We start from the raw sequence: 22412 nt of genomic DNA, 5'->3' as shown, positions 1-22412 counted from the left end.
ATGCAAAATCTCTTAGAAGTTACCGACTTACAAACCTACTTTTCCACCAAGCATGGGCTTGTTAAGGCGGTGGATGGGGTGAGCTTTTCAGTTGCGCCGGGGCAGACCGTGTGTTTGGTGGGGGAGAGCGGAAGTGGCAAGAGCATGAGTGCGTGGTCGATCATGGGGCTTATTAAACCCCCAGGCAAGGTGGTGGGTGGACAGATTCTCTTTAAGGGGCAAAACCTTTTAGAGTACAGCCCCAAACAAATGCAGGCTTTAAGGGGTAGCCAAATTGGCATGGTGTTTCAAGAGCCCATGACGAGTTTAAACCCCAGCTACACCATTGGTTTTCAAGTCGCCGAGGTGTTTAAAATCCACCAGCCCACCCTAAGCGCGGCCCAGGTGAAAGAAAAGAGCCTAGAGGCACTAAGACAGGTGGGGCTAGCTCCTGAGAAGTTTAACGCCTACCCCTTTAACATGAGCGGGGGGCAACGCCAAAGGGTGGTGATCGCGATGGCAATGGCGTGTGCACCGGATTTACTCATCGCCGATGAGCCCACCACCGCCCTAGATGTGACGATCCAAGCGCAGATTTTGGATTTAATGCAGGGTCTGCAGCAAAGCAGGCAAATGGCGATGCTCTTCATCACGCATGATTTGGGTGTGGTGGCCCAACTTGCCGATGTCGTGGTTGTGCTTTACAAGGGTGAAGTGGTGGAGAAAGCCAGTGCTAAAGAGCTTTTTAACGATCCGCGCCACCCCTACACAAGAGCGCTTTTAGAGGCAATCCCCAAGCCCGGGCAACGAAAGGTGCGCCTTGCTAGCGTGGATGAAAATGTCAATTATCTAGACTTTCCTAAAGAGATTCGATGCTAAGAGCGCATGAGCTAAAAAAATCCTATGGCGCGCTGGAGGTGCTAAAGGGGATTAATTTTACGCTGCAGCCCCAAGAGATTTTAAGTTTAGTGGGCGAAAGCGGGTGTGGCAAGAGCACGGCAGCCAAGATTTGTGTCGGCATGCAGCCGGCCAGTGGTGGCGAGGTGTTCTTTGAGGACAAGCCCTTAAGCAAGTTTGGCGCAAAAGAGTGGCGCGCTTACCGCCAAAGCGTGCAAATGGTCTTTCAAGACCCTTACTCTAGCCTTAATCCGCGCTGGCGTATCCAAGATATTATCGCCGAACCCCTGCTTTTAAACACAAATTTAAGTAAACTTGAGCGGCGCAAAAGAGTGCTTGAAATCATGGCGCAAACGGGGCTTAAAGAAGAGTGGGCATTAAGATATCCGCATCAATTCTCAGGCGGGCAGCGCCAAAGGGTGGGTATTGCACGAGCGTTGATTTTAAAGCCTAAAATGCTCATTTGCGATGAGCCCGTGTCCGCCCTAGATGTGTCTATCCAAGCGCAGATTTTAAATTTGCTTTTAGACTTGCAAGCCCAGCTAGGCTTAAGTTATCTCTTTATCAGCCACGATTTGGGCGTGGTGGAACACATCAGCGATCGCATTTTGGTGATGGAGGGGGGCGTGATCGTGGAGGAGGGAGGCGTGGAAAGTGTGCTAAACGCGCCCAAGCACCCCTACACGAAAAAGCTTTTAAACGCCGTGCCCCACCTAGACAAAATGCTGCAACACTTTCAAGGCTAATTCGAGGGTTTTTCATGTTTGTGGATTGTGTGGAGATCACCGCTACTTCGGGCAAGGGCGGACCGGGCTGTGTGAGCTTTAGGCGGGAGAAGTTTGTCATGGAGGGTGGGCCAGATGGGGGCGATGGGGGCGATGGGGGTGGCATTGTTTTTAAGGTGGATAGCAACAGCGACACCTTAAGTGCCTTTAGGGGCAAGAAGCACTACAAGGCGCAAAATGGCGCGCCCGGGGGCCCCAAAAATTGTAACGGTAAAAAGGGGCAAAATTTAGAAATTATAGTCCCCCCGGGCACGCAGGTTTTCAATGCCGACACGGGGGAGTTGCTCTGCGATTTAATAGAGAGTGGGGCGCAAACCACTTTGCTTAAGGGGGGCAAGGGAGGGCTTGGCAATGTCCGCTTTAAAAGCGCGTCTAAACAACGCCCCACCTACGCCCAAAAGGGCATGGCTGGCGTTAGTCTCAATTTGCGCCTAGAGCTTAAACTCATCGCCCATGTGGGGCTCGTGGGCTTTCCAAATGCCGGCAAAAGCACTTTAATCAGTGTGCTCTCCAACGCCCGGCCCAAAATTGCCCCCTACGCCTTCACGACTTTAATCCCCAATTTGGGCGTGGTGCAAGCCGGGCAGTTTAAAGAGTTTGTGATGGCAGACATTCCCGGGATCATTTCCGGGGCAAGCGAGGGCAAGGGCTTGGGACTGGACTTTTTGCGCCACTTGGAGCGCACGAAGTTTTTATTGTTTGTGCTCGACACCACTTATGACATACACCAGCAATATGAAGAGTTGCGCCACGAATTGGCGCATTTTTCACAAGAGCTTTCTGCTAGGGATTTTGGTGTGGTACTCAATAAAATGGATATAGGGCAAGTGTACGGATTTCACGCCCCTAAGGCGCAATTTGTGCTGCCTATTTCTGCCGCCACCACTGAGAACACGGGGCAATTACTGCAGCTTCTAGCCCAAGCCTTGCAACTGGCTTAATGCCCGACTTTCTCGCGCCCGATTTTTTAGACAAAGATAGCAGTAGCCTAGCCATCGGCAAGTTTGACGGCGTGCATTTGGCGCACCAAAAACTTTTAAGCCTGCTAGACACTAGGGGGGCAGTGTTGATTGTGGATTGGCAGAGGGCTAAGGAGGTGCTGACTTCTTTAAAAGAGCGCATCGCCCTGCTTAAAGCCCATGCTAAGAGGGTGTATTTCTTGCCTTTAGAACAGGTTTGTACGCTTTTGCCCGAGGAGTTTGCTGCACTCTTGTTGGCTAAATGCCCATATTTGCAAAAAATCGTGGTGGGCTATGATTTTAAATTTGGAGCGCAACGAAGCGGGGATACAAACACCTTAAAGCAACTGCTGCCCCCCACCATCCGCCTAGAGGTCTTGCCCGCCTTTAAAATCAAGGGCATGGCCTTGCACGCCCGTCACATCCGCACCTGCCTTAAGAGGGGCGAAGTTGCCATGGCCGCGCAGTTTCTCACCCGCCCCTTTAGCCTAGAGGGGGCGGTGATCTCAGGGCAGCACCTAGGCAGCGACAAGCTCTACCCCACGCTCAACATGGCCATCCTGCCCCATGCCCTGCTGCCCGCCTTTGGGGTGTATGCTGTGCAGGTGCAGCTTAAGGGCGACTCTCAAAACTATGCGGGTGTAAGCTTTTTAGGCGAACGCCTTAGCACAGATAGGCACTTAGCCCTAGAAACCCACCTAATAAGTGTCCACCTACCCACCCCCCCAAAATCTTTAAAAGTGTCCTTTATCCAAAAAATCAGGAACAATGCTTTTTTTGACAATCTGCCCGATTTGAAGGCGCAAATTGGTAAGGACATACAGCAAGCTAAAGCCCTCTTAAAGCCCGAGTAAGAGCAAGTTTGTTAGAATAGCCCCATTTTCACCAAAGGCTCTTTATGGACTTGAAATCCACCTCCACCTTAGCACAAATGGCGACAACCTTGCGCTTTTTATGCGCCGATATGGTGCAAGAGGCCAATAGTGGACACCCTGGCGTGGCGATGGGTCTAGCCGACATTGCCGTTGTTTTAACCCACCATTTGCATTTAAACCCCAAAAACCCTAAATGGCTCGGGCGCGATCGCCTCGTTTTTAGTGGAGGGCATGCTAGTACCTTGGTCTATGCGCTCTTGCATTTATGGGGTTTTAATGTGAGTTTAGAGGATTTGAAGGCATTTAGGCAATTGCACTCAAAAACCCCAGGACACCCCGAGTATCAACACACGGAGGGCATAGAGGTCACCACAGGTCCACTAGGGCAGGGCTTTGCCAACGCCGTTGGACTAGCCATGGCAAGCAAGCTAGCCCAAGGTATGCTAGGCGTGGCGTTTAAGCATAAAGTCTATTGTTTATGTGGGGACGGGGACTTGCAAGAGGGGGTAAGCTATGAGAGCGCGTCCTTAGCCGGGCATTTGGGGCTTAATAATCTCATTGTAATTTATGATAGCAACGAGATCACCATTGAGGGCAGCACCGATTTAGCCTTTAGTGAAAATGTGCGCCTGCGCTTTGAGGCACAGGGGTGGGTTGTGCTTGAATGCCAAGGGCATGATTATTTAGACATTGACAACGCCTTAAGTGCCGCCAAACAAAGCGATAAACCGACCTTAATCATCGCCCACACCACCATAGGCAAGGGCGCGCTAGAGCTAGAGGGCAGTGCCAAGACACACGGCGCGCCCTTAGGGGCTGAAGTATTAAAACGGGCTAAAGAGGTGCTAGGCTGGGAGCATGCGCCCTTTTATATCCCCCAAGAGGTGAAAGAGCATTTTAGCCTGCAAAGAGGGAAGGCAGAAGAAAAGATTTGGGCACAAAGCTTAAGCGCAGAGGTGAAAGAAAAAATCGCCCATTTGCAGGCAAAGGACTTTAGCAAGGTGGCTTACCCCGTTTTTGAGCTGGGGCAAAAATGCGCCACAAGGGCGAGCAATGGAGCGATTTTAAACGCCATCAGCCAAGCGTATTTGGGCTTTTTGGGGGGCAGTGCCGACCTAGCCCCCTCCAACAACACCCGCTTAAAAACTGAGGGGGATTTTTTAAAAGGGCAGTGTGGGCGCAATCTGCACTTTGGCATTCGAGAACACGCCATGGGGGCACTTTGTAATGGGATTTCTAACTACGGCTTGTTTGTGCCCTTTTGCGCGACCTTCTTCGTCTTTAGCGACTATTTAGCCCCCGCTTTGCGCCTAAGCGCGCTCATGCAAAATCAAGTCTATTATGTCTTCACACACGATAGCATCGGCGTGGGTGAGGACGGGGCGACCCACCAGCCTATCGAGCATTTAAGCCACCTTAGGGCTGTGCCCCATTTTGAAGTGTATCGCCCCATGGACGCGCATGAAAATGTGCTCTGCTGGCAGGTGGCTTTAAAGCGGGGCAAGAGCGCGGCCTTTGTGCTCTCTAGGCAGGATTTAGAGGTGGCAAGCAGTGCACGCCTAGAGCAGGTACAAAGGGGGGGGTATGTGCTTTATAAAAGCACTAAAGAGGTGCAGGTGAGCCTGCTTAGCAGTGGAAGCGAGGTTGTGCCCTGTTTAAAAGCCGCAAAGCTATTAGAAGCCAAGCAAATCGGGGTGCAGGTGGTGAGCGTACCCTGCTTTGATCTCTTGTTGCAACAAGAGCCGGCCTATCTAAACACGCTCTTGGTGGGGCGGGTGTTGGCTATAGAGGCGAGCAGGGGGTTAGAGTGGTTTGGGCTGGCTGATGAGGTGCTGGGCATAGAGAGTTTTGGCAAGTCGGGCAGGGGGGCGGATTTGTTTAAATACTTTGGCTTTAGTCCTGAGAATATCGCCAGCAAGGCTAGGACATTGCTATGAAAGAACCCTTGCATGTCTTTAGCCACCAAAGGGCGTGCAAGGCGTTTTTAGCCAAACAACCCGAGGGCTTTTTGCCCGCCACCTTGAGCGTGAAGGACTTTTACGCCCAAGCAAGTTATGTCCCAAACCTTATTAAAATCCCTAAAAGTGTCCGGCAACTGCTTCTAGCCAGTGCCATTAAAAAGGTGTTGGACGAGTTGCCTGAGAATAAAAACCTGTTGGTGTTTGATCGTAGTTTTTTAGGCTATTTGGAGAGCAGCAGCTTTGTGGGGCGTTTTTTTAACGAGCTTGCCAAATTTAATTTAGACATTTTTTCAATCCAAGAGCGCGACATTTATGAAGACTACAGCAACCACTTAAGCGTGCTCGAGCGCATTTACACCCACTACACCACACAGCTAAGAGAGCTGGGCTTTTACGACCCCATTTTGCGCTTAAAGCCCAAAATCTTGCCCAAGGTTTTGCAAAAGTTCTCACACATTGAGTTTCACTTAGGTGGCTCTTTAAGCCTTTATGAGCAGGAGCTTCTTTTTGCAATGGGCGCGCTTGTGCCTATTTTCTTGCACCTAAGCGTGGATCGCTACAATGAAAGGTTTTTAGACTTTCTGCATTTGGAGCTAAAAGAGGACTTTTATTATAAAATTGATCTGCAAGCCCTGCTAAAAGGCGAGGACCCCATTTTAAAAAGCACCCCCAAACCCCCCACTAAGAATATTAAAATCCACCACTGCAACACCCGCTTAGAGCAAGTGGGGCTTGCTTTGACTAAGGTGCAAGAGTGGCTAGAAGCGGGGTTTGAATCTTCAAGGCTGGCGATCATCACGCCCGATTCAAGCCTTGCCACCCATTTGCACCTGCTAGACACCAAGCGCAATTTAAACTTCGCTCACGGACAAAATGTCAAATGGGTGTATCAAGACTACTTCAAAGCCCTTAAAGAGTTAAAACCTAGCGCAAACACACCCCCTTTGGAAGACTTAAACACACAGTGTTTAGCCCTTATGGAGCAATTAAATATCCTAAAATCTTTGCAAGACTTCCACCAAGAGTTTTACAGCGCACACGCTAGGGTGCAAGAGGTGTTAGATTATGGCTTTGCGGATTGGCTAGAGCTTTACACCCGCGCGCTCAAAGAAGAGCGGGTGGATGACACCACTGGGGGTAAAGTCAAGGCGTTGGATGTTTTGGAGTGCCGTGGACTGGAGTTTGACAAGGTGGTGATTTTAGATTTCACCGACCAACTTGTGCCCAGCCTCAACGATTACGACCTTTTCCTAAACAGCAAAATCCGTACGCATTTAAACATGCCCACCTTAAAAGATAAGCAGAACCTGCAAAAGCACTACTACTACCAAATCCTGCAAAACAGCCAAGAGGTGGATATTGCCTATCACAGTGCCAATGATGCCACCCACTCTAAAATGCTCTTAGAACTTGGACTAGAGGGGCGCATTGTGAAAAACGCCTTCACGCTCTTTCCCCCAGAAAACAAGCACGCCTATATCGAAGACACTTGCATTGCCAAAATCCCGCCGGGCTTTAAGTTCAGTGCCACGAGCATGAACCACTTTGTCAGTTGCCCGCGGCGTTTTTATTTAAAATACCTACAAGGGCTCAACGCCCCAGAGAACAACAACGCCGACATGGGCTCATTCTTACACGCCCTCTTAAAGACCCACTATGAGAAGCACCCACAAACCCCCATCAGTGCTCAAATTCTTTTAGAGGGTGCCAAAGCCACCCCCAAATGGCAAGAGATGAATGCTTTAGATAAACTGAGTTTTGAAGTGGCGGTGGATAAAATGGAGAAATTTTTTATGAAAGAGAGCGAAAGGCTTGAGAGGGGGCGGGTGGTGGCGTGTGAAAAACCCTTTGTTTTTTCTTTTGAGGGCTTTAGCTTGAGAGGGCAGATTGACCGCATAGATGCGCTAGATGATGGCTCTTATGTGCTCATTGATTACAAATATAAATCTTCTAAGGATTTAAAAACCGACAGTCTAGAGAGCGTGGCAGAGAGCCAAGATTTCCAATTGAGCTTATATACCCTAGCCAGCACTAAGGAGCTAAGCGCACCCTTACAAGCAGGCTTTTATAGCCTAAAAGACGGGGAGCTAAAAATAGAGAGTCAAGAAGTGTTGCACGCCAAACAAGAGTGCTTAAAAGAGATTTTAAACGCCTTGAAACAGCCCTTTGACTTTGTGAAAAACCCTAGCAAGAAAAATTGCCAGTATTGTAGCTACCAAGACATTTGCGGGGTGGAGTATCGAGAAAGGAAGGGCTATTAAACTCGGGTTTTTCGCCTTTTTGATCGGGCTTTTTCTTGCCACCTGCTTGGGAGAGAGCGGGGTTTTGGGGGCTTTGGGCGTGGGCATCGCCTCTTGGCATTTAGATTACTTTGGACCAATTGCCTATCTAGACCCACTGTATTTGTTCTTTGTGTGGCACTGGGCAAGTTTGAAGAGTTTAAAGGGGCTGGAGGCGATTTTGGCAAGCCTCATTGGGGTTTTGGGCTTATTGGTGGGGCAGGCTCTGCTCTTTAAACAAGGGCTTGTGGGCGCAATCCTACTTAGTTTAATCGCTAAGCCCATTGGCGCGCTCGGGGCGTGGCTGGTGGTATTGGCTGCCCTGCTCTATGCCTTTGGCGTGCTTTTTCCTAAGAGTTTTGCCAAGTGCAAAGACAAGTTGCCAGGCCTACTACTCCTAAGCCTTGAAAAGAGCAAAGAGGGGGGCGAGGCTTTGTTAAAACTCCTGCAAGGGCTTAAATCCCCCCCCAAAAAAGCGCATTTTAGGGATCAAACCCCCTTTAGCCCAAGAGCGAAAAATACTCCCTTTGAGCCTAAAGACTTTGAGAGTGCCCGTCCTAAAAGTTTTAAAATCAAGGTGAGCCACTACCAAGAAGCCCAAGAGGCACTAGACTATGGCGTGCGCCTTGTGCCAAAATCCCAAGAGAGTCAAGAAGCCAGCCAAGAAGCCCAAGAAGAGTTCGATCACGGCGTGCGCCTTGTGCCAAAAGAGCCACAAGAAAACCAAGAGCCCATAGCCCCCCAAAAAGAGCCTACGACCCCCCCAAAAACCCCCCCGCCTGCTCCAAATTTTTATTTAGATTTGTCTGCCCATAAGGATTTATTAGAACAACGCCACGCTCTGCAAAAACCAAAACATGCCGCGTTGCCTAGCCTAGATCTGCTGACCCCGCCCGCGCCTAAGGCCGCCCAAACCGACAATTTGCAAGAGAAAATCCACAACCTCTTAAACAAGCTCAAAATGTTTAAGATTGAGGGTAAGGTGGTGCATGCCTATGTGGGCCCCATGGTGACAACCTTTGAGTTTCGCCCAGCCGGGCATGTCAAGGTGAGTAAGGTTTTAAGCCTCGTAGATGACTTGGCGATGGTGCTGTGCGCGCAGTCAATCCGCATACAAGCCCCCATCAAGGGAAAGGATGTGATGGGGATTGAAATCGCCAATGACAATCTAGCCTCCATTGGCCTAAGAGAAATCCTGGAGAGCCAAGCCTTTTTGCAAAGTTCGGGTTTAAGCCTTGCTCTTGGCAAAAGCACCACGGGCGCACCCTATATCCTGGATTTAAAAGCCATGCCCCATTTACTCATAGCGGGCAGCACGGGCAGTGGCAAGAGTGTGGCGATGCACGCCCTGATACTCTCTTTACTTTACAAGCACAGCCCCCAAGATTTGCAATTTGTGCTGATCGATCCTAAGCGGGTGGAATTTAGCCTATACTCCAACCTGCCCCATTTAAAAACCCCGATCATCACTGACCCTAGCCAGGCGCAAAGTGCCCTAGAGGATTTGGTGCAAGAAATGGAGCAACGCTACGACCTTCTCAGCAACAAACGCGCCAAAAATATAGATAGCTACAATCAAAAATCCCCCCAAAAACTGCCCTTCATCGTGGTGTTGATAGACGAGCTGGCGGATTTGATGCTGGCTGGGGGCAAGGACATAGAAACCCCCATTATCCGTTTAGCCCAAATGGGGCGGGCAAGCGGACTGCACCTTGTCATTGCCACCCAACGCCCCAGTGTGGATATTCTTACGGGGCTGATCAAGGCAAACCTGCCATGCAAGATGAGCTTTAAAGTTACCTCTAAGGTGGATGCGAGAGTGGTGTTAGACACAGAGGGCGCGCAAAATCTCTTAGGCAGGGGGGATATGCTCTTAATTGCGCCGGGCAACAACGCGCCAATAAGGCTACACGGGGCGTTTGTGAGCGAGGAGGAAATCGAGCGGGTGGTGGATTTTATCGAAAGGCAAGGACATGCAAAACCTGTATGAAAACACACAAGAATTAGACAACCGGGCTTGTGCGCTCTATGGGTTAGAGCCTAGCGTGCTGATGGAGAATGCTGCGGCAAGGATGCGCCATGCAGTTGTGCAAAGGGCTGGGGGCTTAAAAAAGGTTCTCATTGTGTGCGGGGGTGGGGACAATGGGGGGGATGGTTACGCTCTAGCGCGGCATTTAAGCGACCTTGAAGTGCAAATTTTAAGCGTCAAAGAGCCTAAAAGCGCGCTGTGCCAAATCCAGTACCAACGAGCCTTAGCGTGCCACATAGAGGTTTTACCCCGCTTAGAACTGTGCCAAGCCCCTGAAATTGTTGTAGATTGTTTATTTGGCTCAGGGTTTAAGGGGAGGTTAAGTCAAGAGTTGCAAGAGCTCTTGAATGCCCTAAACGCCCTTAGTGCCTTAAAAATCGCTTGCGATGTGCCTAGCGGATTAGACGCGCAGGGCTTTATCGAAAGCATCGCCTTTAGGGCGGATGTGTGCGTGGTGATGGGGGCACTAAAAAGCGGGCTGTTTAGCGATATGGCCAAGGACTTCGTAGGGGAGGTGGTGGTGGCCAATTTAGGCGTGGGGCGGGACCTGTATGAAACAGAAAGCCCGCTTTTCTTATTAGAAAAAAATGATTTGGTATTGCCCCTGCGCACCAAACAAAACACGCATAAGGGCTACTTTGGGCATGTGGGCGTGGTGGTGGGCGCTCATTGCGGGGCGGGGTTTTTGAGTGCAAAAAGCGCACTAGCCTTTGGCGCGGGGCTTGTGAGCGTGCTAGGCGCATCTGAATTACAACACACCAAACCCCTAGAGATCATGTATGCCCCTACAATCCCCTCAAATATCAGTGCCCTTGCACTGGGCATGGGACTGGAGGGCTTGCCTGAAAATTTAGAGTCCATGCTAGAGCTTGCCCCCTGTGTGCTCGATGCTGGGGTGTTTTATGATAAGAGGCTTCTTAGGGCGTTAGACAAGCCTTATCAAATGGTGCTGACCCCGCACCCTAAAGAGTTTTTAAGCTTACTGCACATGCTCGGCTATGAAGTACAGATGCCCGAGTTGTTGCGCTTTAAGCTCAAATGGGCGCATGCCTTTAGCCAAGCCTACCCGCATGTCGTGCTGCTCTTAAAGGGCGCAAACCCCATCATCGCCTACAGCGGACAAATGTACATCAACCCGCTGGGCTCTAGTGCTTTGGCCAAGGCGGGCAGTGGGGACATTTTAAGCGGCATGGTAGCCGCCCTGCTGGCCCAAGGCTACAGCCTTTTAGATGCCACAATCCACGCAAGCCTGGCCCACGCCCTAGCCGGTAGTCTCAATCCTGCCACCTACGCCCTAACCCCCCAAAAACTTTTAGACAACCTAGCCGCGCTCTAAGAGGATAAACATTTCTACATTACCCTCCTTGCCCTTAAGGGTGGACTCACACACACAGCGCGTTTTTAAGCCCAAATTCTCTGCTAAGCTTAAGAACTCTGCTAGGCTTTTGTCAATGGCTTGTTTGTCTAGCACCACGCCCTTTTTATTGCGCCTAACTCCTAAGCCCACTTCAAACTGCGGTTTAAAAAGCAAAAGGAGCTTGGGGCTTAAAGGGATAAGGGTGGCTAAGAGCAGACGTAAAGAAATAAAACTCACATCACACACCAACAAATCGTAAATGTGGCTTGCTTGAAACACCCGAATGTCGCAAGACTCGTGTAGTTCTATTTTGGGGTTTTCTCTAAGCTCCTTGGCTAATTGCCCCTGCCCCACATCCACGCACACCACACGCTTAGCCCCCTTTTCTAACAAGACTTGGGCAAACCCCCCTGTGCTTGAGCCCACATCCAAAACAACTTTATTTTGGCACCCTAGAGGGTGTTGCTCTAAAAAGCCCCACAACTTTGCGCCCGCCCGCCCCACAAAGCGTTTAGGCTGGGATTCTAGGCGTTGCAACTCTTGGGCGAGATTGTTTGTAACCTGCAAACTCGGCTTTAGTCCCAGCCCAAACTGCCCCTTTAAAATCAAGCTCTTGGCATGCTCTCTGCTAGCAGCGACTCCTTGTTGTACCAAGAATTGATCCAAGCGCACACTAGCCCCTTAACAACCCAAGGGCGAACACCCCGCCCACGATACACCTTAAATTTTTACCACAATCCATGAGAATAGCATAAACTAGGGGTTTTTGGGAGGTTTTAACACCCTTGCAAAGTGCAAACAACATTGCGCCAAAATGAAGGGAGGCAGGGTGTAGCTCACATGCAAAATGGTGTTGATCTTAATGGGCTCAAAAAGTGCCGCGAGTGCCCAAATGAGCGCACTCACACACGCCACGCCCATCAACACCTCCGCCAGCCTCTCAAGCCCCCTTGCAATCTTCTCTTTACTCTCTTGTGTCATAGGGGGCTATTGTAGTGCAAGATGTTAAACACACTAGGGCTTGGAATACGGCTTATCCCCACAAAAAACCCGTTTTCTCTTTGTGTCAAACTTCGGGCTGAATAAATCCTTGCTCTCCAAATTATCCTTGGTGTGTATGCCGACAATGGGTAACAAAGTGTGGATGAGATCATCGCTCATAAAGGGCTTATGCACCGCTTGTTCTATGAGTTTGACTTTCTCTGGGTGCTTTTGTTTAAAAGTGCTGGTCACATAAACCATAAAGGGGATTTCCACGCCATAGCTTGAGCATTTATGCCCATAAGTGCTAGCACTCTGGAAAATGTCTTGGGCATGATCAGACAAATAAAAAATAATCGCATCTTTGCCTTGAAACAACTTAAAAATTTCACTCAACACATGGTCGGTGTAATAAAGTGAGTTCACATAATCGGCGACAATTTGCTTGTCTTGGTCGTTGTGGGCATGCAAACCTTGGTAGTTGATGTCTTTGGGGGTGAATGTGGCATAAGATTTGGGGGAGCGGTCTTTGTAGATCACATGGCTACCTATAAGGTGGAAAAGGATGAGATTTTTTGCTCCAAGATTAGGTTTGATGTAGCGGTCAAAGAGGGGCAATAAATTAGAGTCATCGGTTTTGTAGGGGCTGTCCGTGTAGTAATGTTGGCTAAAATGTCGAGACATCAAACTATAAACATTGCTTTGATTGGGTTTTTCTTGATTGTCGAGCCAAAAGGTCACATAACCCGCTACTTTAAAAATGTCGCCTATATTTTTTTGTTTGTACCAAGGGGTCTTGGCGTTTTCTCTGTCGCTGTAGTTTAAAAGGACTTGGAAAACAGGCATCGTACCTGAAAAAGGAGAAATCACATCATCAAAGACGAAGAGATTGGGCTGTGTTAAGCTACGCTGTGGGGCAAGCGAAATTGCCTTCTCTCTCTCTCTCTCTCTTAACAACCCACTTAAAAACGGCGTGTTGGGCACAGAGTAACCATAAACCCCCATAAAATTTCTAGAGGCACTTTCCCCCACCACTAAAACCACATTAGGTACGCTGTCTTTATCCACGCTGAGGTAGTCTTTTGCCAAGGGTTTGTTAAAGCCTTGGATCAAGGCTTGGATGTGACGATGCTCTCTTAGACTGGCCACAAGGGTTTGGGCTTCTCTAAGAATGGGCGTTAGGGCGAGGCGGCTAGAGATGAACAAATCTTTGGGGTATAAATAAAGGGCTCTTATGCTATGGACCGTAAAAACAAGCGCACACAAAGAGAGGCAGATTTTATATTGCCTAGAGTTTAAGGTAACATTGAGGGGCAGAGCTAAAAACACCCCACAAAAGACTAAAAGACCCAAAATAAGCCCTATGTGTGGCTTGATGACCCCTTTCACAAAGGCTAGGCTTTCTTGCAAATTTGTGGCTAAAAGGGTGTCTATGAGGGTTTGGTTAAATGGCAGATTGAAGTAATGCCCCACAAAGAAATGCACAAAAGCACATAAAAGACTAAGACACAGCATTGTGTTTTTCAGCACATGGACAAGAGTGGGTGCTTTTAATAACCGCAAACACCCATAGAATAAATAAAAGAGCACAAAGCCATAAAAAGCCATTTTTGGCAAATACCCCGTGTTGTAGAAAACACCACCCATGTTTGTATCTATTGAGAAAAATCCTGCCACCACCGGTGCTAAAAACATCAGCCAAAAGCGGTTATCCAAAACAACTTTACCCATCATGCCCTCTCTAGGTTTTTTAAGCAAACGCCCCAAAGGACATGAGTTTTTCATAGCGCAGGGTTAAAAAGTCGCTCTGCTGGATTAAGGGGAGTTGTTGCAAGAAGTAGTCTTTAATGGATTGGCTGGCCTGCAACTTATCGCGGTGCGCGCCCCGCTCAGGCTCTAGGATGATGTCGTCGATCAAGTTGGCTTTTTTCAGATCAAAGGGGGTGATTTTCATGGCTTTGATCGCCACTTCAATCTTGCTCGGGTCGTTCCACAAAATCGCCGCACAGCCCTCTGGCGAAATCACGCTAAAGACGGCGTATTCCATCATGGCAAGCCTGTCCGCCACCGCGATGGCTAAAGCCCCGCCACTGCCCCCCTCTCCGATGATGATAGAGATGGTGGGGACTTTTAGGGCGGCAAATTCTTGCAAATTTCTAGCGATCGCCTCGCTCTGCCCCCTCTCTTCTGCCCCAAGCCCGGGGTATGCCCCCGCCGTGTCCACCAACATTAAAATGGGTAGATTGAACTTCTCGGCAAACTTCGCACTTTTTAACGCCTTGCGGTACCCTTCTGGGTTTGGCATGCCAAAGTTGCGCATGATTTTATTCTTAGTTCCCCGCCCCTTTTCCTCGGCGATCACCACCACAGGCACACCCTCGATCTTGCCCACAAAGCATACAATGGCCTTGTCGTCCTTAAAATGCCGGTCACCAAAGAGTTCGTATCTATTGGTTAAAATCAGGTCGATGTAGTCCATCGCATAGGGACGATCAGGATGGCGGGCGAGTTGCAGGCGTTGGTAGTCGGAGAGGTTGGAGTAAATGGCGTTGGTTTCTTTGGCGAGGCGCTTTTGTAAAATCTCTTGCGCGTCTAAGTCCCCCCGAATTGCCGCCATCTCGATGTCCTCTTGCAGTCCCTTAATGCGGTTCTCAAAATCTAAATAGACAGCCACTAGACACTCAAAATTACAGGGTTTTGAAGATCACCACGCCATTGGTTCCGCCAAACCCAAAGGAGTTGCTCATCACCGCCTCTAACTTGGCCTGCCTTGCCTCGTTGGGGATGTAGTCCAAATCGCAATTAGGATCGGGGCTCTCTTGGTTGATCGTAGGGGGCATCACGCCCTCTTGCATCGCCATGACGGACACCACCGCTTCGATCGCCCCGGCCGCACCCAAGCAATGCCCGATCTGCCCCTTGGTGGAGCTAGTGGGCGGGACATTTCCCTTGCCACCAAAGACATGTTTTAAGGCAATGGTTTCATACAAGTCGTTGTAGCCGGTGCTGGTGCCATGCGCATTGATATAGCCCACCTTTGCTCCCACCTTGCTCGCCATATTCAGGGCTTGTTTCATGGCGCGGTAAGCCCCCTCACCCTCGGGGGCGGGAGCGGTGATGTGGCTTGCATCCCCGCTTTCTCCATAGCCAACAAGTTCGGCATAAATGGGCGCACCTCGGCTTTTTGCACTCTCATATTCCTCTAAGACTAAAGCCCCCGCCCCCTCGCCCATCACAAAGCCATTGCGTTCTTTATCAAAGGGTCTAGACGCTTTTAAAGGTTCATCATTGCGGTTAGAAAGTGCGCGGATGGACGCAAAGCCCCCGATACCCACGGGGCAAATCGTGGATTCTGCACCCACGACCAGCATGCGATCTGCCCCCTCCAAAACGATCGTCTTGTAGGCCTCGATGATCGCGTGCGTGCCGGCGGCACAGGCCGTAACGCTGGAGAGATTAGGACCTTTAATGCCGTATTCAATCGACACAAAGCCTCCGATCATGTTCACCAAAGCTGAAGTGATGAAGAAGGGGTTCACCTTGCGTGGACCCTTGTCAAAGCAATAAATGGAGTTGGCTTCAATGTTGCCAAGCCCCCCGATGCCAGACGCGGAGCTAATGCCCATGCGCTCCGCCCACTCAGGCGGGCATTTGCCCTCTTGCAAAATCTGGCTCTCAAAAACCGCCTCCTTAGCCGCCAACAAGGCGAGCTGTATGAAACGCCCTGCCTTTTTGACATCTTTTAAGTTCATCACCAAAGCGGGGTCAAAGTCGGTGATCTCAGCGGCGATCCGCACGGGAAAGCCAGTGGCATCGAAGCTGGTGATCTCTTTCACCCCACACTCGCCCTTGACAATGGCACTAAAAGCGTCCTTTTTATTCAGTCCTAGGGCATTGACCATCCCCATGCCCGTTACCACAACCCTACGCAAAGGAACTCCTCACCTAAAGGGAACGAGAATTAAGCGAGTTTATTGTCTTGAATGAAGCGGAGCGCATCACCCACGGTTTTGATCTTTTCGGCTTGCTCATCAGGGATTTCGATCCCAAATTTTTCCTCAAGAGCCATGATGAGCTCCACCACATCCAACGAATCGGCATTCAAATCCTTGATAAAATCCGCCTCTTCGGTAACCTGCGATGCGCTCACATTCAACTGCTCCACAATCACCGCTTGTACATCTTCAAACAAAGCCATAAAATCTCCTAATTTAGTTTAAAATTTTAAAAACAATCCTAAGATTCTAGCCGCAAAACGCTTTAAGAACCCTAAAACAAAAGCCTATTTGCGCTCCAAAATGTCGGCAATACGGTATAAAAAGTAGACAATTGCCAACAACAAAACTATAACTAAAAAGTGCATCGTCTCTCCTCTGTTGAAGTTGTGGCCTACATATATAAGCCGCCATTGATCTTCAAAACCTCGCCTGTAATGTAGCTGGCCAAATCGCTGAGTAAGAATGCCACGGCCCCGGCAACCTCTTTAGGCTGGCCTAGACGGGCTAGGGGGATGTTCTTTAAATACGCCTCTTTCACACTCTCCTCTAAATGTGTCATGTCTGTGTCGATGAAACCGGGAGTGATGGCATTGAAGCGGATGCCCCTTAGTGCCCCCTCGTAGGCAAAGGACTTTGTCAAGGACAAAATCCCGCCCTTGCTGGCGGCGTAATTGACCTGCCCCATATTGCCCCGCTCGGCGATCACCGACGAGATGTTCACCACGCTCCCAAAGCGCTGTTTGCCCATCACTTTGAGAGCCTCTCTGCACCCAATGAAGACGGATTTTAAATTGGTGTCTAAAACCTGCGTGAACTCCTCTGTCTTCATACGCAAAGCCAACTTATCCAGCACGATACCGGCGTTGTTGACCAGATAGCTTAAACCCCCATCGGCATCCACGATTGTTTGGATCCCCTCGACAAACGCCTTTTCATCTGTCACATCGAACTTCACCAAGGCGGCTTTTGCGCCCATTTGATCGATCTCATATTTCAAGCTGTCAGCACTTTCTGGGTTAGAGCGGTAGTTAATCCACACCTTCAAGTGCCCCCCCTCCTTGTGGCTGCAACCAGCCATTAACAAGGCAATGGCGCGCCCGATCCCCCTGGTTGCCCCTGTGATTAAGACATTTTGTCCGCTAAACTCCACAGCCGATCCTTAGAGTTTAGACTCGTAGCGTCTGAGCATATACAAACGCTTTAGGATTTTCTTCTTAGCGTTGATTTTTTGTTTCTTGCGTTTCTCGGTTTTAGACTCAAAAAAGCGTCTTGCACGGCATTCTGTAACCACCAAATTGCGGTCTGTCTGCTTTTTAAAACGCCGATAAGCTTCATCAAAACTATCTGTTTCGCGCACCTTGATCCCGGGCATGCCATCACCTACTTTCTTGTATAAATATACGCACATGTTAACAAGTTTTAGTAAATTTAACCTAAAATTACAAAAAATTTGCTATAATAAGACTTTTTGGGTGCTCATAGCTCAGCTGAATAGAGCAACAGGTTGCGGTCCTGTAGGCCGGGGGTTTGAATCCCTCTGAGCACACCACTTTAAAATCCCCTCCTTTTTAAATTTAATACCCTTGATCGATCATCGCTTGGGCGACTTTTCTAAAACTGGCAATGTTTGCACCCAAAACCAAGTTCGTGGGGTCTTTAAACTCGGCGGCGGTCTGCGCGCTGTTGTTAAAGATGTCTCGCATGATTGTGCGCAATTTCTGATCCACCACCTCAAAGCTCCAAGTGTGTAAGCTGGCATTTTGCGCCATCTCTAGTCCACTCACCGCCACCCCGCCGGCATTGGCTGCCTTGCTGGGTCCATAGCAGATTTTCGCCTTCAAAAACACCTGCATCGCCTCAGCCGTAGAGGGCATGTTCGCCCCCTCCGCCACACATTTACAGCCATTTTGCAATAAAATTTTTGCATCTTGCATGCCTAGTTCGTTTTGCGTGGCGCAGGGAAAGGCCGCAAAGCAGGGCACGCTCCACACTCCATTGGTGCCCGCTTTGTAGTCCTTAGCTAAGGTGTAGACGGCACTCTTTTTGTTCTTAGCATAGTCCTCAATGCGCCCTTTGCGCACCTCTTTAATTTCTTTTAAGAGTTCTAAATTGATCCCCTCTTTGTCATAGATGCAGCCCTCCGAGTCGCTAGCCGTTACAGGGATTGCGCCAACTTGCCATAATTTTTCAATGGTGTAAATCGCCACATTGCCGCTCCCAGACACCAAGCAAATCTTGCCCTCTATGCCCTCTTTGCGCGCTTCGAGCATTTCTTGGGCGAAATACACCGCCCCATAGCCGGTCGCCTCTTTGCGCACCAAACTCCCCCCCCAATCCAAATTCTTGCCCGTAAGCACCCCCTCGAAGTTATCTACAAGCTTTTTATAACGCCCAAAGAGATAGCCAATCTCCCTAGCCCCCACGCCAATGTCGCCGGCGGGTACATCCTTAAGAGCCCCTATATGGCGGTAAAGTTCATCCATGTAGGCATGGCAAAAGCGCATAATCTCCGCCTCGCTCTTGCCTTTTGGATCAAAGTCGCTCCCCCCCTTTGCGCCGCCTATGTTCAAGGTGGTGAGCGCGTTTTTAAAGATTTGCTCAAAACCTAAGAATTTAACGATGCTCGCGTTCACGCTAGGGTGAAATCTTAATCCTCCCTTGTAGGGGCCTAGGGCGTTGTTGAATTGGATGCGCCACCCCCGATTGACCTGCACCCTGCCCTTGTCATCTGTCCACACAACCTTAAAAAAGATCTGCCGATTGGGCTCCACGAGCCGCTCCAAAATGGCGTGCTTTTCGTATTTGGGCTCTTTTTTAAGCAGGGGGATTAAAGCGTGCACTATCTCAGCGACCGCCTGCCTAAACTCCACTTGTTGGGGATACGCGCTCTCCACATGTTTTAAAATCCGATCCGCATACATGAGGTTCCTTTCTTGTGTCTCTTGCATAAAGCAAACTTTACAAAGCCAACAGCCCATTGTATAATACCCCCGCACAACTAATCTATGGAAACAGAATGGACGCTTACCAATACAGCGAATTACTCAAAGGTCTACAGGGCAAATGCCACAACATTGCCCAAATCATCAAACCCCAAGACTTGCAAGCAGAGCTGGAGTACTTAGCCCAAGAGCAAGCCCATCCCGATTTTTGGCAGGATAAGGTCATCGCCACACAGAAAAACAAAGAGAAAATGCGCATCGAGCGGTTGCTATCTGCCTACTACAAAACCAAGGACGCGCTAGATGAGGCCTATGAACTTTTTGAACTCACCCAAGAGGACACGGTCGCTTTAGAGCAACTCTTTGCCGAAGCACCCCATTTGGCTAGCTGTATCCAGCGCATGGAAGTGGAGGTAATGCTAAGCGATCCTAATGACAGCCTAGACGCGTTGGTGAGTATCCAGCCGGGAGCTGGGGGCACAGAGAGCCAAGATTGGGCGAGCATGCTTTATCGCATGTATTTGCGCTGGGCGGAGCGGCGGGGCTTTAAGGTGGAGCTTTTAGACTATCAAGAGGGTGAAGAGGCGGGCATTAAGGGGGCTGCCTTTAGCATTAGGGGGGTGAATGTCTATGGCTATATGAAAAATGAAAATGGCATCCACCGCTTGGTGCGCATGTCGCCCTTTAATGCCAATGGCAAGCGGCACACGAGCTTTGCCAGTGTGCAGGTGAGCCCTGAAGTGGATGATGAAATCAACATTGTGCTGGAGGAGAAGGATTATAAAATGGACACCTACCGCGCGAGCGGGGCTGGCGGACAGCATGTGAATAAAACCGAGTCGGCGGTGCGGCTCACCCACTACGCCACGGGGATTGTGGTGCAGTGCCAAAACGACCGTAGTCAGCATAAGAACAAGGCGATGGCGTTAAAAATGCTCAAATCCAAACTCTACGAGCTGGAGTTGCGCAAACAACAAGAGCAGAGCAGCCAAGAGGAGAAGAGCGAAATTGGCTGGGGACACCAGATTAGAAGCTATGTTCTAGCTCCCTACCAACAAATCAAGGACGCGAGAAGCGATGTAGCCTACAGCCAAGTGGAGGCGATTTTAGACGGGGATTTAGACCAAATCATGCAAGATGTCTTGGTGTCCAAGGCGCAAACACCTTAAAGCAATCTACAAAGTAAAATAAACTATAATGACCGGATTATCTAAGGAGGATAGATGACCCAAGAAGAACTAGATGCTTTGATGAGCGGGGGCGGTTTGGAAGTCGCCGCCCTTGAAGAATTAGAGAGATCAGAGAAGGCAGATGAAAAAGAACATATAGAAAACACAAAGGAGAATGTGGAAGATGGCCATTACATGAAGGTGGATAAGAAATTTGCCGAAAAATACGGCAAGATTGATTCTGAAGAATGGCCTCCCCCGCCCCCTACCGAGGAACACAAAGTCGTGCACCAATTAGATGATGTTACCCGTGACTCTGAGGTCAAGGCCACGCAGATTTTTGACCAGCTCGACTACATCAACATGAGCGCGGATGGGATTTTAAAGGTTTTAAAAAAAATCAAAGCACCCTTGCAAAAGCATCTAGAGATCTTTGAGGTCTTAGCCGAGAATTTCCCCCTTATCCAAACCTTCCAAACCTCTTTAGACGAAACCAACGAAATCCTACAAGGCATCAGCTCCATCCAAGAGAAGGCAGAGGGGTGCTCGGACAGCGCGATGCAGGCGATGGACATCATGCAGTTTCAAGACATCCACCGCCAAAAAATCGAGCGGGTCATCAATGTCATGCGCGCCTTAACGCAGTACATGAACTCCCTCTTTGAGGGCAACATCGAAGACTCCAAACGGGTCAGCTCCGCCTCTTACATCATCGGGGATGACAACGAAAACGCAGCGAGTGAAAGCGACATCGAGGCGTTGATCGCCGCCTTTGGTAAGAAATAGTTTTGGCAGAATTATTGGCCCCTGCGGGCAATCTCACTAAGCTTAAAATCGCCCTAGATTATGGCGCGGATGCCGTTTATGCCGGCTTAGGGCAGTTTTCACTGAGAAATCGCGCGGGCAAAAACTTTGATCTAGAGAGTTTTAAAGAGGGGGTGGCTTGCACGCATGCCAAGGGCAAAAAGTTTTACGCCACTTTAAACGGCTTTCCTTTCAATTCCCAAATCAAGCTTTTGGAGGAACAACTGCTCAAACTTGCCGATTGCGGGGTGGACGCGCTCATCATCGCCACCCCCGGGGTACTAAGACTGGCGCAAAAACTCACTCCCCACATCCCCATCCACCTCTCCACTCAAGCCAATGTGATGAATGTGTTGGATGCTGAGGTCTACTATGAAATGGGCGTGAAGCGCATTGTGGCGGCTAGAGAAATGAGCCTAAGCGATGCTATTGAGATCAAAAAGCACCTACCAGATTTGGAGATTGAGATTTTCGTGCACGGCAGCATGTGTTTTGCCTTTTCTGGGCGTTGTTTGATCTCTGCTCTGCAGCACGGGCGTGTGCCCAATCGGGGCTCTTGCGCCAACGATTGCCGCTTTGATTACGAGTATTACATTAAAAATCCCGATACGGGTGTTTTAATGCGTCTTGAAGAAGAAGAGGGGATCGGCACGCACATTTTAAATGCCAAGGATTTAAACTTGGCCAATCATATCGCCGCCATTTTAGACACCAAGGCCATCGATGCCTTCAAAATCGAGGGGCGCACAAAATCTAGCTACTACGCCGCCATCACCACAAAGACTTATCGTACCGCCATAGACGACTACCACAACAACCAACACCGCCCCGCCCTTTACCAAGCCGAGCTGGCGACCTTAAAAAACCGCGGTTTCACTGAGGGGTATTTGATCAAACGCCCCCACCAGTGCTTGGACACGCAAAACTTCCAAACGGCAATCAGTGAAGGGGAGTTTCAGGTGAGTGGCGAGGTGTTAGAGGATGGCCTGCATTTCTTGTGCAAATTCACCACCCGCCTCAATGAGCCCTATGAAGTGGTGTTGCCCTATGGGGCGCATTTAGAGCCGGTGGCAAATGAATTAGGCAAACTCTATAGCTTTGAGGGCAAGGACTATCTTTGTCTGTATAAAATCGCGTTAGAAAATGGGCAAGAGTTGGAGAGCATCCACAGTGGCAACACCAACCCCGTTAAATTACCCGCCAAATTGCCCCCCCACACATTTTTACGTACAAGGGTCGCCTAGTCCGGTGATTCAATGGTTGTCTTTGGATTATCCCCAAATTTTTCTAAGTTAGTTATTGGCAGCTGTATTTATAATTTTAAATTGAAGCATGTTTTTGTATACTACATACTTGTATGGTTTAGTGCCTTAAGATTGGGGGGGGGGGGGGGGTGG

Annotated in this window: 20 protein-coding genes and 1 tRNA gene; 12 read left to right on the top strand and 9 right to left on the bottom strand. The window is 49.5% G+C overall.

Features of this window, described 5'->3' with window-relative positions; translation table 11 throughout:
- Genes AOG36_RS03485 through AOG36_RS03450 form a run of 8 tightly spaced genes read left to right on the top strand, consistent with a single transcriptional unit; the run spans position 1 to position 11100 of the window.
- Positions 1-858, top strand: a complete 858-nt coding sequence (locus AOG36_RS03485; RefSeq protein ID WP_053825487.1) for an ABC transporter ATP-binding protein — start codon at positions 1-3, stop codon at positions 856-858.
- The gene (locus tag AOG36_RS03480) at positions 852-1622 is read left to right on the top strand and encodes an ATP-binding cassette domain-containing protein (protein ID WP_053825486.1); all 771 of its coding nucleotides are present in this window, start codon (positions 852-854) and stop codon (positions 1620-1622) included. The genes AOG36_RS03485 and AOG36_RS03480 overlap by 7 nt, the downstream gene beginning before the upstream one ends.
- 14 nt (positions 1623-1636) lie before the next feature.
- Positions 1637-2602 (top strand): GTPase ObgE, encoded by a 966-nt coding sequence (obgE, locus tag AOG36_RS03475; protein WP_015106471.1) that lies wholly within the window; start codon positions 1637-1639, stop codon positions 2600-2602.
- Complete coding sequence (locus AOG36_RS03470) at positions 2602-3474, top strand: bifunctional riboflavin kinase/FAD synthetase (RefSeq protein ID WP_015106470.1); 873 nt, start codon at positions 2602-2604, stop codon at positions 3472-3474. Before obgE ends, AOG36_RS03470 begins: the two co-directional genes overlap by 1 nt.
- A 44-nt stretch (positions 3475-3518) precedes the next feature.
- The gene (tkt, locus tag AOG36_RS03465; RefSeq protein WP_015106469.1) at positions 3519-5432 is read left to right on the top strand and encodes a transketolase; all 1914 of its coding nucleotides are present in this window, start codon (positions 3519-3521) and stop codon (positions 5430-5432) included.
- Positions 5429-7717 (top strand): PD-(D/E)XK nuclease family protein, encoded by a 2289-nt coding sequence (locus AOG36_RS03460; protein WP_015106468.1) that lies wholly within the window; start codon positions 5429-5431, stop codon positions 7715-7717. Before tkt ends, AOG36_RS03460 begins: the two co-directional genes overlap by 4 nt.
- 19 nt (positions 7718-7736) lie before the next feature.
- A complete protein-coding gene (locus AOG36_RS03455; protein ID WP_238374876.1) occupies positions 7737-9725 on the top strand; it encodes an FtsK/SpoIIIE family DNA translocase in 1989 nt (662 codons plus the stop codon).
- Positions 9709-11100 (top strand): bifunctional ADP-dependent NAD(P)H-hydrate dehydratase/NAD(P)H-hydrate epimerase, encoded by a 1392-nt coding sequence (locus AOG36_RS03450; RefSeq protein WP_015106466.1) that lies wholly within the window; start codon positions 9709-9711, stop codon positions 11098-11100. The genes AOG36_RS03455 and AOG36_RS03450 overlap by 17 nt, the downstream gene beginning before the upstream one ends.
- Here the strand turns inward: AOG36_RS03450 and tlyA are convergent.
- The 8 genes from tlyA to rpsU all read right to left on the bottom strand — a co-directional run bounded on the left by tlyA (position 11086) and on the right by rpsU (position 17472).
- Positions 11086-11793: a 23S rRNA (cytidine-2'-O)-methyltransferase TlyA gene (tlyA, locus tag AOG36_RS03445; protein ID WP_015106465.1), complete on the bottom strand. Its 708-nt coding sequence runs from the start codon at positions 11791-11793 to the stop codon at positions 11086-11088. The genes AOG36_RS03450 and tlyA overlap by 15 nt on opposite strands.
- Positions 11794-11877: 84 nt before the next feature.
- Entirely contained in the window at positions 11878-12102 is a 225-nt protein-coding gene (locus tag AOG36_RS03440) for a hypothetical protein (protein ID WP_015106463.1), read from the bottom strand.
- 33 nt (positions 12103-12135) lie between these two features.
- Positions 12136-13833, bottom strand: coding sequence for a phosphoethanolamine transferase (locus AOG36_RS08210; protein ID WP_129593188.1), 1698 nt, complete (start codon positions 13831-13833; stop codon positions 12136-12138).
- 19 nt (positions 13834-13852) lie between these two features.
- Positions 13853-14776 carry an acetyl-CoA carboxylase carboxyl transferase subunit alpha gene (gene accA / locus AOG36_RS03430; RefSeq protein ID WP_015106461.1) on the bottom strand — a complete coding sequence of 308 codons (924 nt, stop codon included), beginning with the start codon at positions 14774-14776 and terminating at the stop codon, positions 13853-13855.
- A gap of 13 nt (positions 14777-14789) precedes the next feature.
- Entirely contained in the window at positions 14790-16034 is a 1245-nt protein-coding gene (locus AOG36_RS03425; RefSeq protein WP_053825485.1) for a beta-ketoacyl-ACP synthase II, read from the bottom strand.
- 29 nt (positions 16035-16063) lie between these two features.
- Complete coding sequence (gene acpP, locus AOG36_RS03420; RefSeq protein ID WP_015106458.1) at positions 16064-16300, bottom strand: acyl carrier protein; 237 nt, start codon at positions 16298-16300, stop codon at positions 16064-16066.
- A 191-nt stretch (positions 16301-16491) separates the two neighbouring features.
- A complete protein-coding gene (gene fabG / locus AOG36_RS03415) occupies positions 16492-17250 on the bottom strand; it encodes a 3-oxoacyl-ACP reductase FabG (RefSeq protein ID WP_053825484.1) in 759 nt (252 codons plus the stop codon).
- A gap of 9 nt (positions 17251-17259) precedes the next feature.
- Positions 17260-17472, bottom strand: a complete 213-nt coding sequence (gene rpsU, locus AOG36_RS03410) for a 30S ribosomal protein S21 (protein ID WP_053825483.1) — start codon at positions 17470-17472, stop codon at positions 17260-17262.
- Between the two features lie 100 nt (positions 17473-17572).
- On the opposite strand from rpsU, the gene AOG36_RS03405 reads away from it, so the two are divergent.
- Positions 17573-17649, top strand: a tRNA-Arg gene (locus AOG36_RS03405).
- Positions 17650-17674: 25 nt separating this feature from the next.
- Here the strand turns inward: AOG36_RS03405 and gdhA are convergent.
- Positions 17675-19021, bottom strand: a complete 1347-nt coding sequence (gene gdhA, locus AOG36_RS03400) for an NADP-specific glutamate dehydrogenase (protein ID WP_053825482.1) — start codon at positions 19019-19021, stop codon at positions 17675-17677.
- Between the two features lie 95 nt (positions 19022-19116).
- On the opposite strand from gdhA, the gene prfB reads away from it, so the two are divergent.
- Genes prfB through AOG36_RS03385 form a run of 3 tightly spaced genes read left to right on the top strand, consistent with a single transcriptional unit; the run spans position 19117 to position 22259 of the window.
- The gene (gene prfB / locus AOG36_RS03395; protein ID WP_015106454.1) at positions 19117-20211 is read left to right on the top strand and encodes a peptide chain release factor 2; all 1095 of its coding nucleotides are present in this window, start codon (positions 19117-19119) and stop codon (positions 20209-20211) included.
- Positions 20212-20265: 54 nt separating this feature from the next.
- On the top strand, positions 20266-20997 hold the full coding sequence (gene cheZ / locus AOG36_RS03390; protein WP_015106453.1) for a protein phosphatase CheZ: 732 nt from the start codon (positions 20266-20268) through the stop codon (positions 20995-20997).
- Positions 20994-22259, top strand: a complete 1266-nt coding sequence (locus AOG36_RS03385) for a peptidase U32 family protein (RefSeq protein ID WP_053825481.1) — start codon at positions 20994-20996, stop codon at positions 22257-22259. The genes cheZ and AOG36_RS03385 overlap by 4 nt, the downstream gene beginning before the upstream one ends.
- Positions 22260-22412 lie beyond the last annotated feature (153 nt).

Source organism: Helicobacter heilmannii, from assembly GCF_001283065.1.
GTDB classification, from domain to species: domain Bacteria; phylum Campylobacterota; class Campylobacteria; order Campylobacterales; family Helicobacteraceae; genus Helicobacter; species Helicobacter heilmannii.
The sequence above is the reverse complement of the archived record's forward strand: the minus strand, read 5'-3'. Positions and strand labels throughout refer to the sequence as shown.

Bases quoted from the DNA above. Each gene is read 5' to 3' on its own strand.
- AOG36_RS03485 (WP_053825487.1), top strand. From the start codon at position 1: ATGCAAAATCTCTTAGAAGTTACCGACTTACAAACCTACTTTTCCACC.
- AOG36_RS03450 (WP_015106466.1), top strand. From the start codon at position 9,709: ATGCAAAACCTGTATGAAAACACACAAGAATTAGACAACCGGGCTTGT.
- tkt (WP_015106469.1), top strand. From the start codon at position 3,519: ATGGACTTGAAATCCACCTCCACCTTAGCACAAATGGCGACAACCTTG.
- AOG36_RS03480 (WP_053825486.1), top strand. From the start codon at position 852: ATGCTAAGAGCGCATGAGCTAAAAAAATCCTATGGCGCGCTGGAGGTG.
- AOG36_RS08210 (WP_129593188.1), bottom strand. From the start codon at position 13,833: ATGGGTAAAGTTGTTTTGGATAACCGCTTTTGGCTGATGTTTTTAGCA.
- cheZ (WP_015106453.1), top strand. From the start codon at position 20,266: ATGACCCAAGAAGAACTAGATGCTTTGATGAGCGGGGGCGGTTTGGAA.
- rpsU (WP_053825483.1), bottom strand. From the start codon at position 17,472: ATGCCCGGGATCAAGGTGCGCGAAACAGATAGTTTTGATGAAGCTTAT.
- prfB (WP_015106454.1), top strand. From the start codon at position 19,117: ATGGACGCTTACCAATACAGCGAATTACTCAAAGGTCTACAGGGCAAA.
- AOG36_RS03440 (WP_015106463.1), bottom strand. From the start codon at position 12,102: ATGACACAAGAGAGTAAAGAGAAGATTGCAAGGGGGCTTGAGAGGCTG.
- AOG36_RS03460 (WP_015106468.1), top strand. From the start codon at position 5,429: ATGAAAGAACCCTTGCATGTCTTTAGCCACCAAAGGGCGTGCAAGGCG.
- AOG36_RS03470 (WP_015106470.1), top strand. From the start codon at position 2,602: ATGCCCGACTTTCTCGCGCCCGATTTTTTAGACAAAGATAGCAGTAGC.
- gdhA (WP_053825482.1), bottom strand. From the start codon at position 19,021: ATGTATGCGGATCGGATTTTAAAACATGTGGAGAGCGCGTATCCCCAA.
- acpP (WP_015106458.1), bottom strand. From the start codon at position 16,300: ATGGCTTTGTTTGAAGATGTACAAGCGGTGATTGTGGAGCAGTTGAAT.
- obgE (WP_015106471.1), top strand. From the start codon at position 1,637: ATGTTTGTGGATTGTGTGGAGATCACCGCTACTTCGGGCAAGGGCGGA.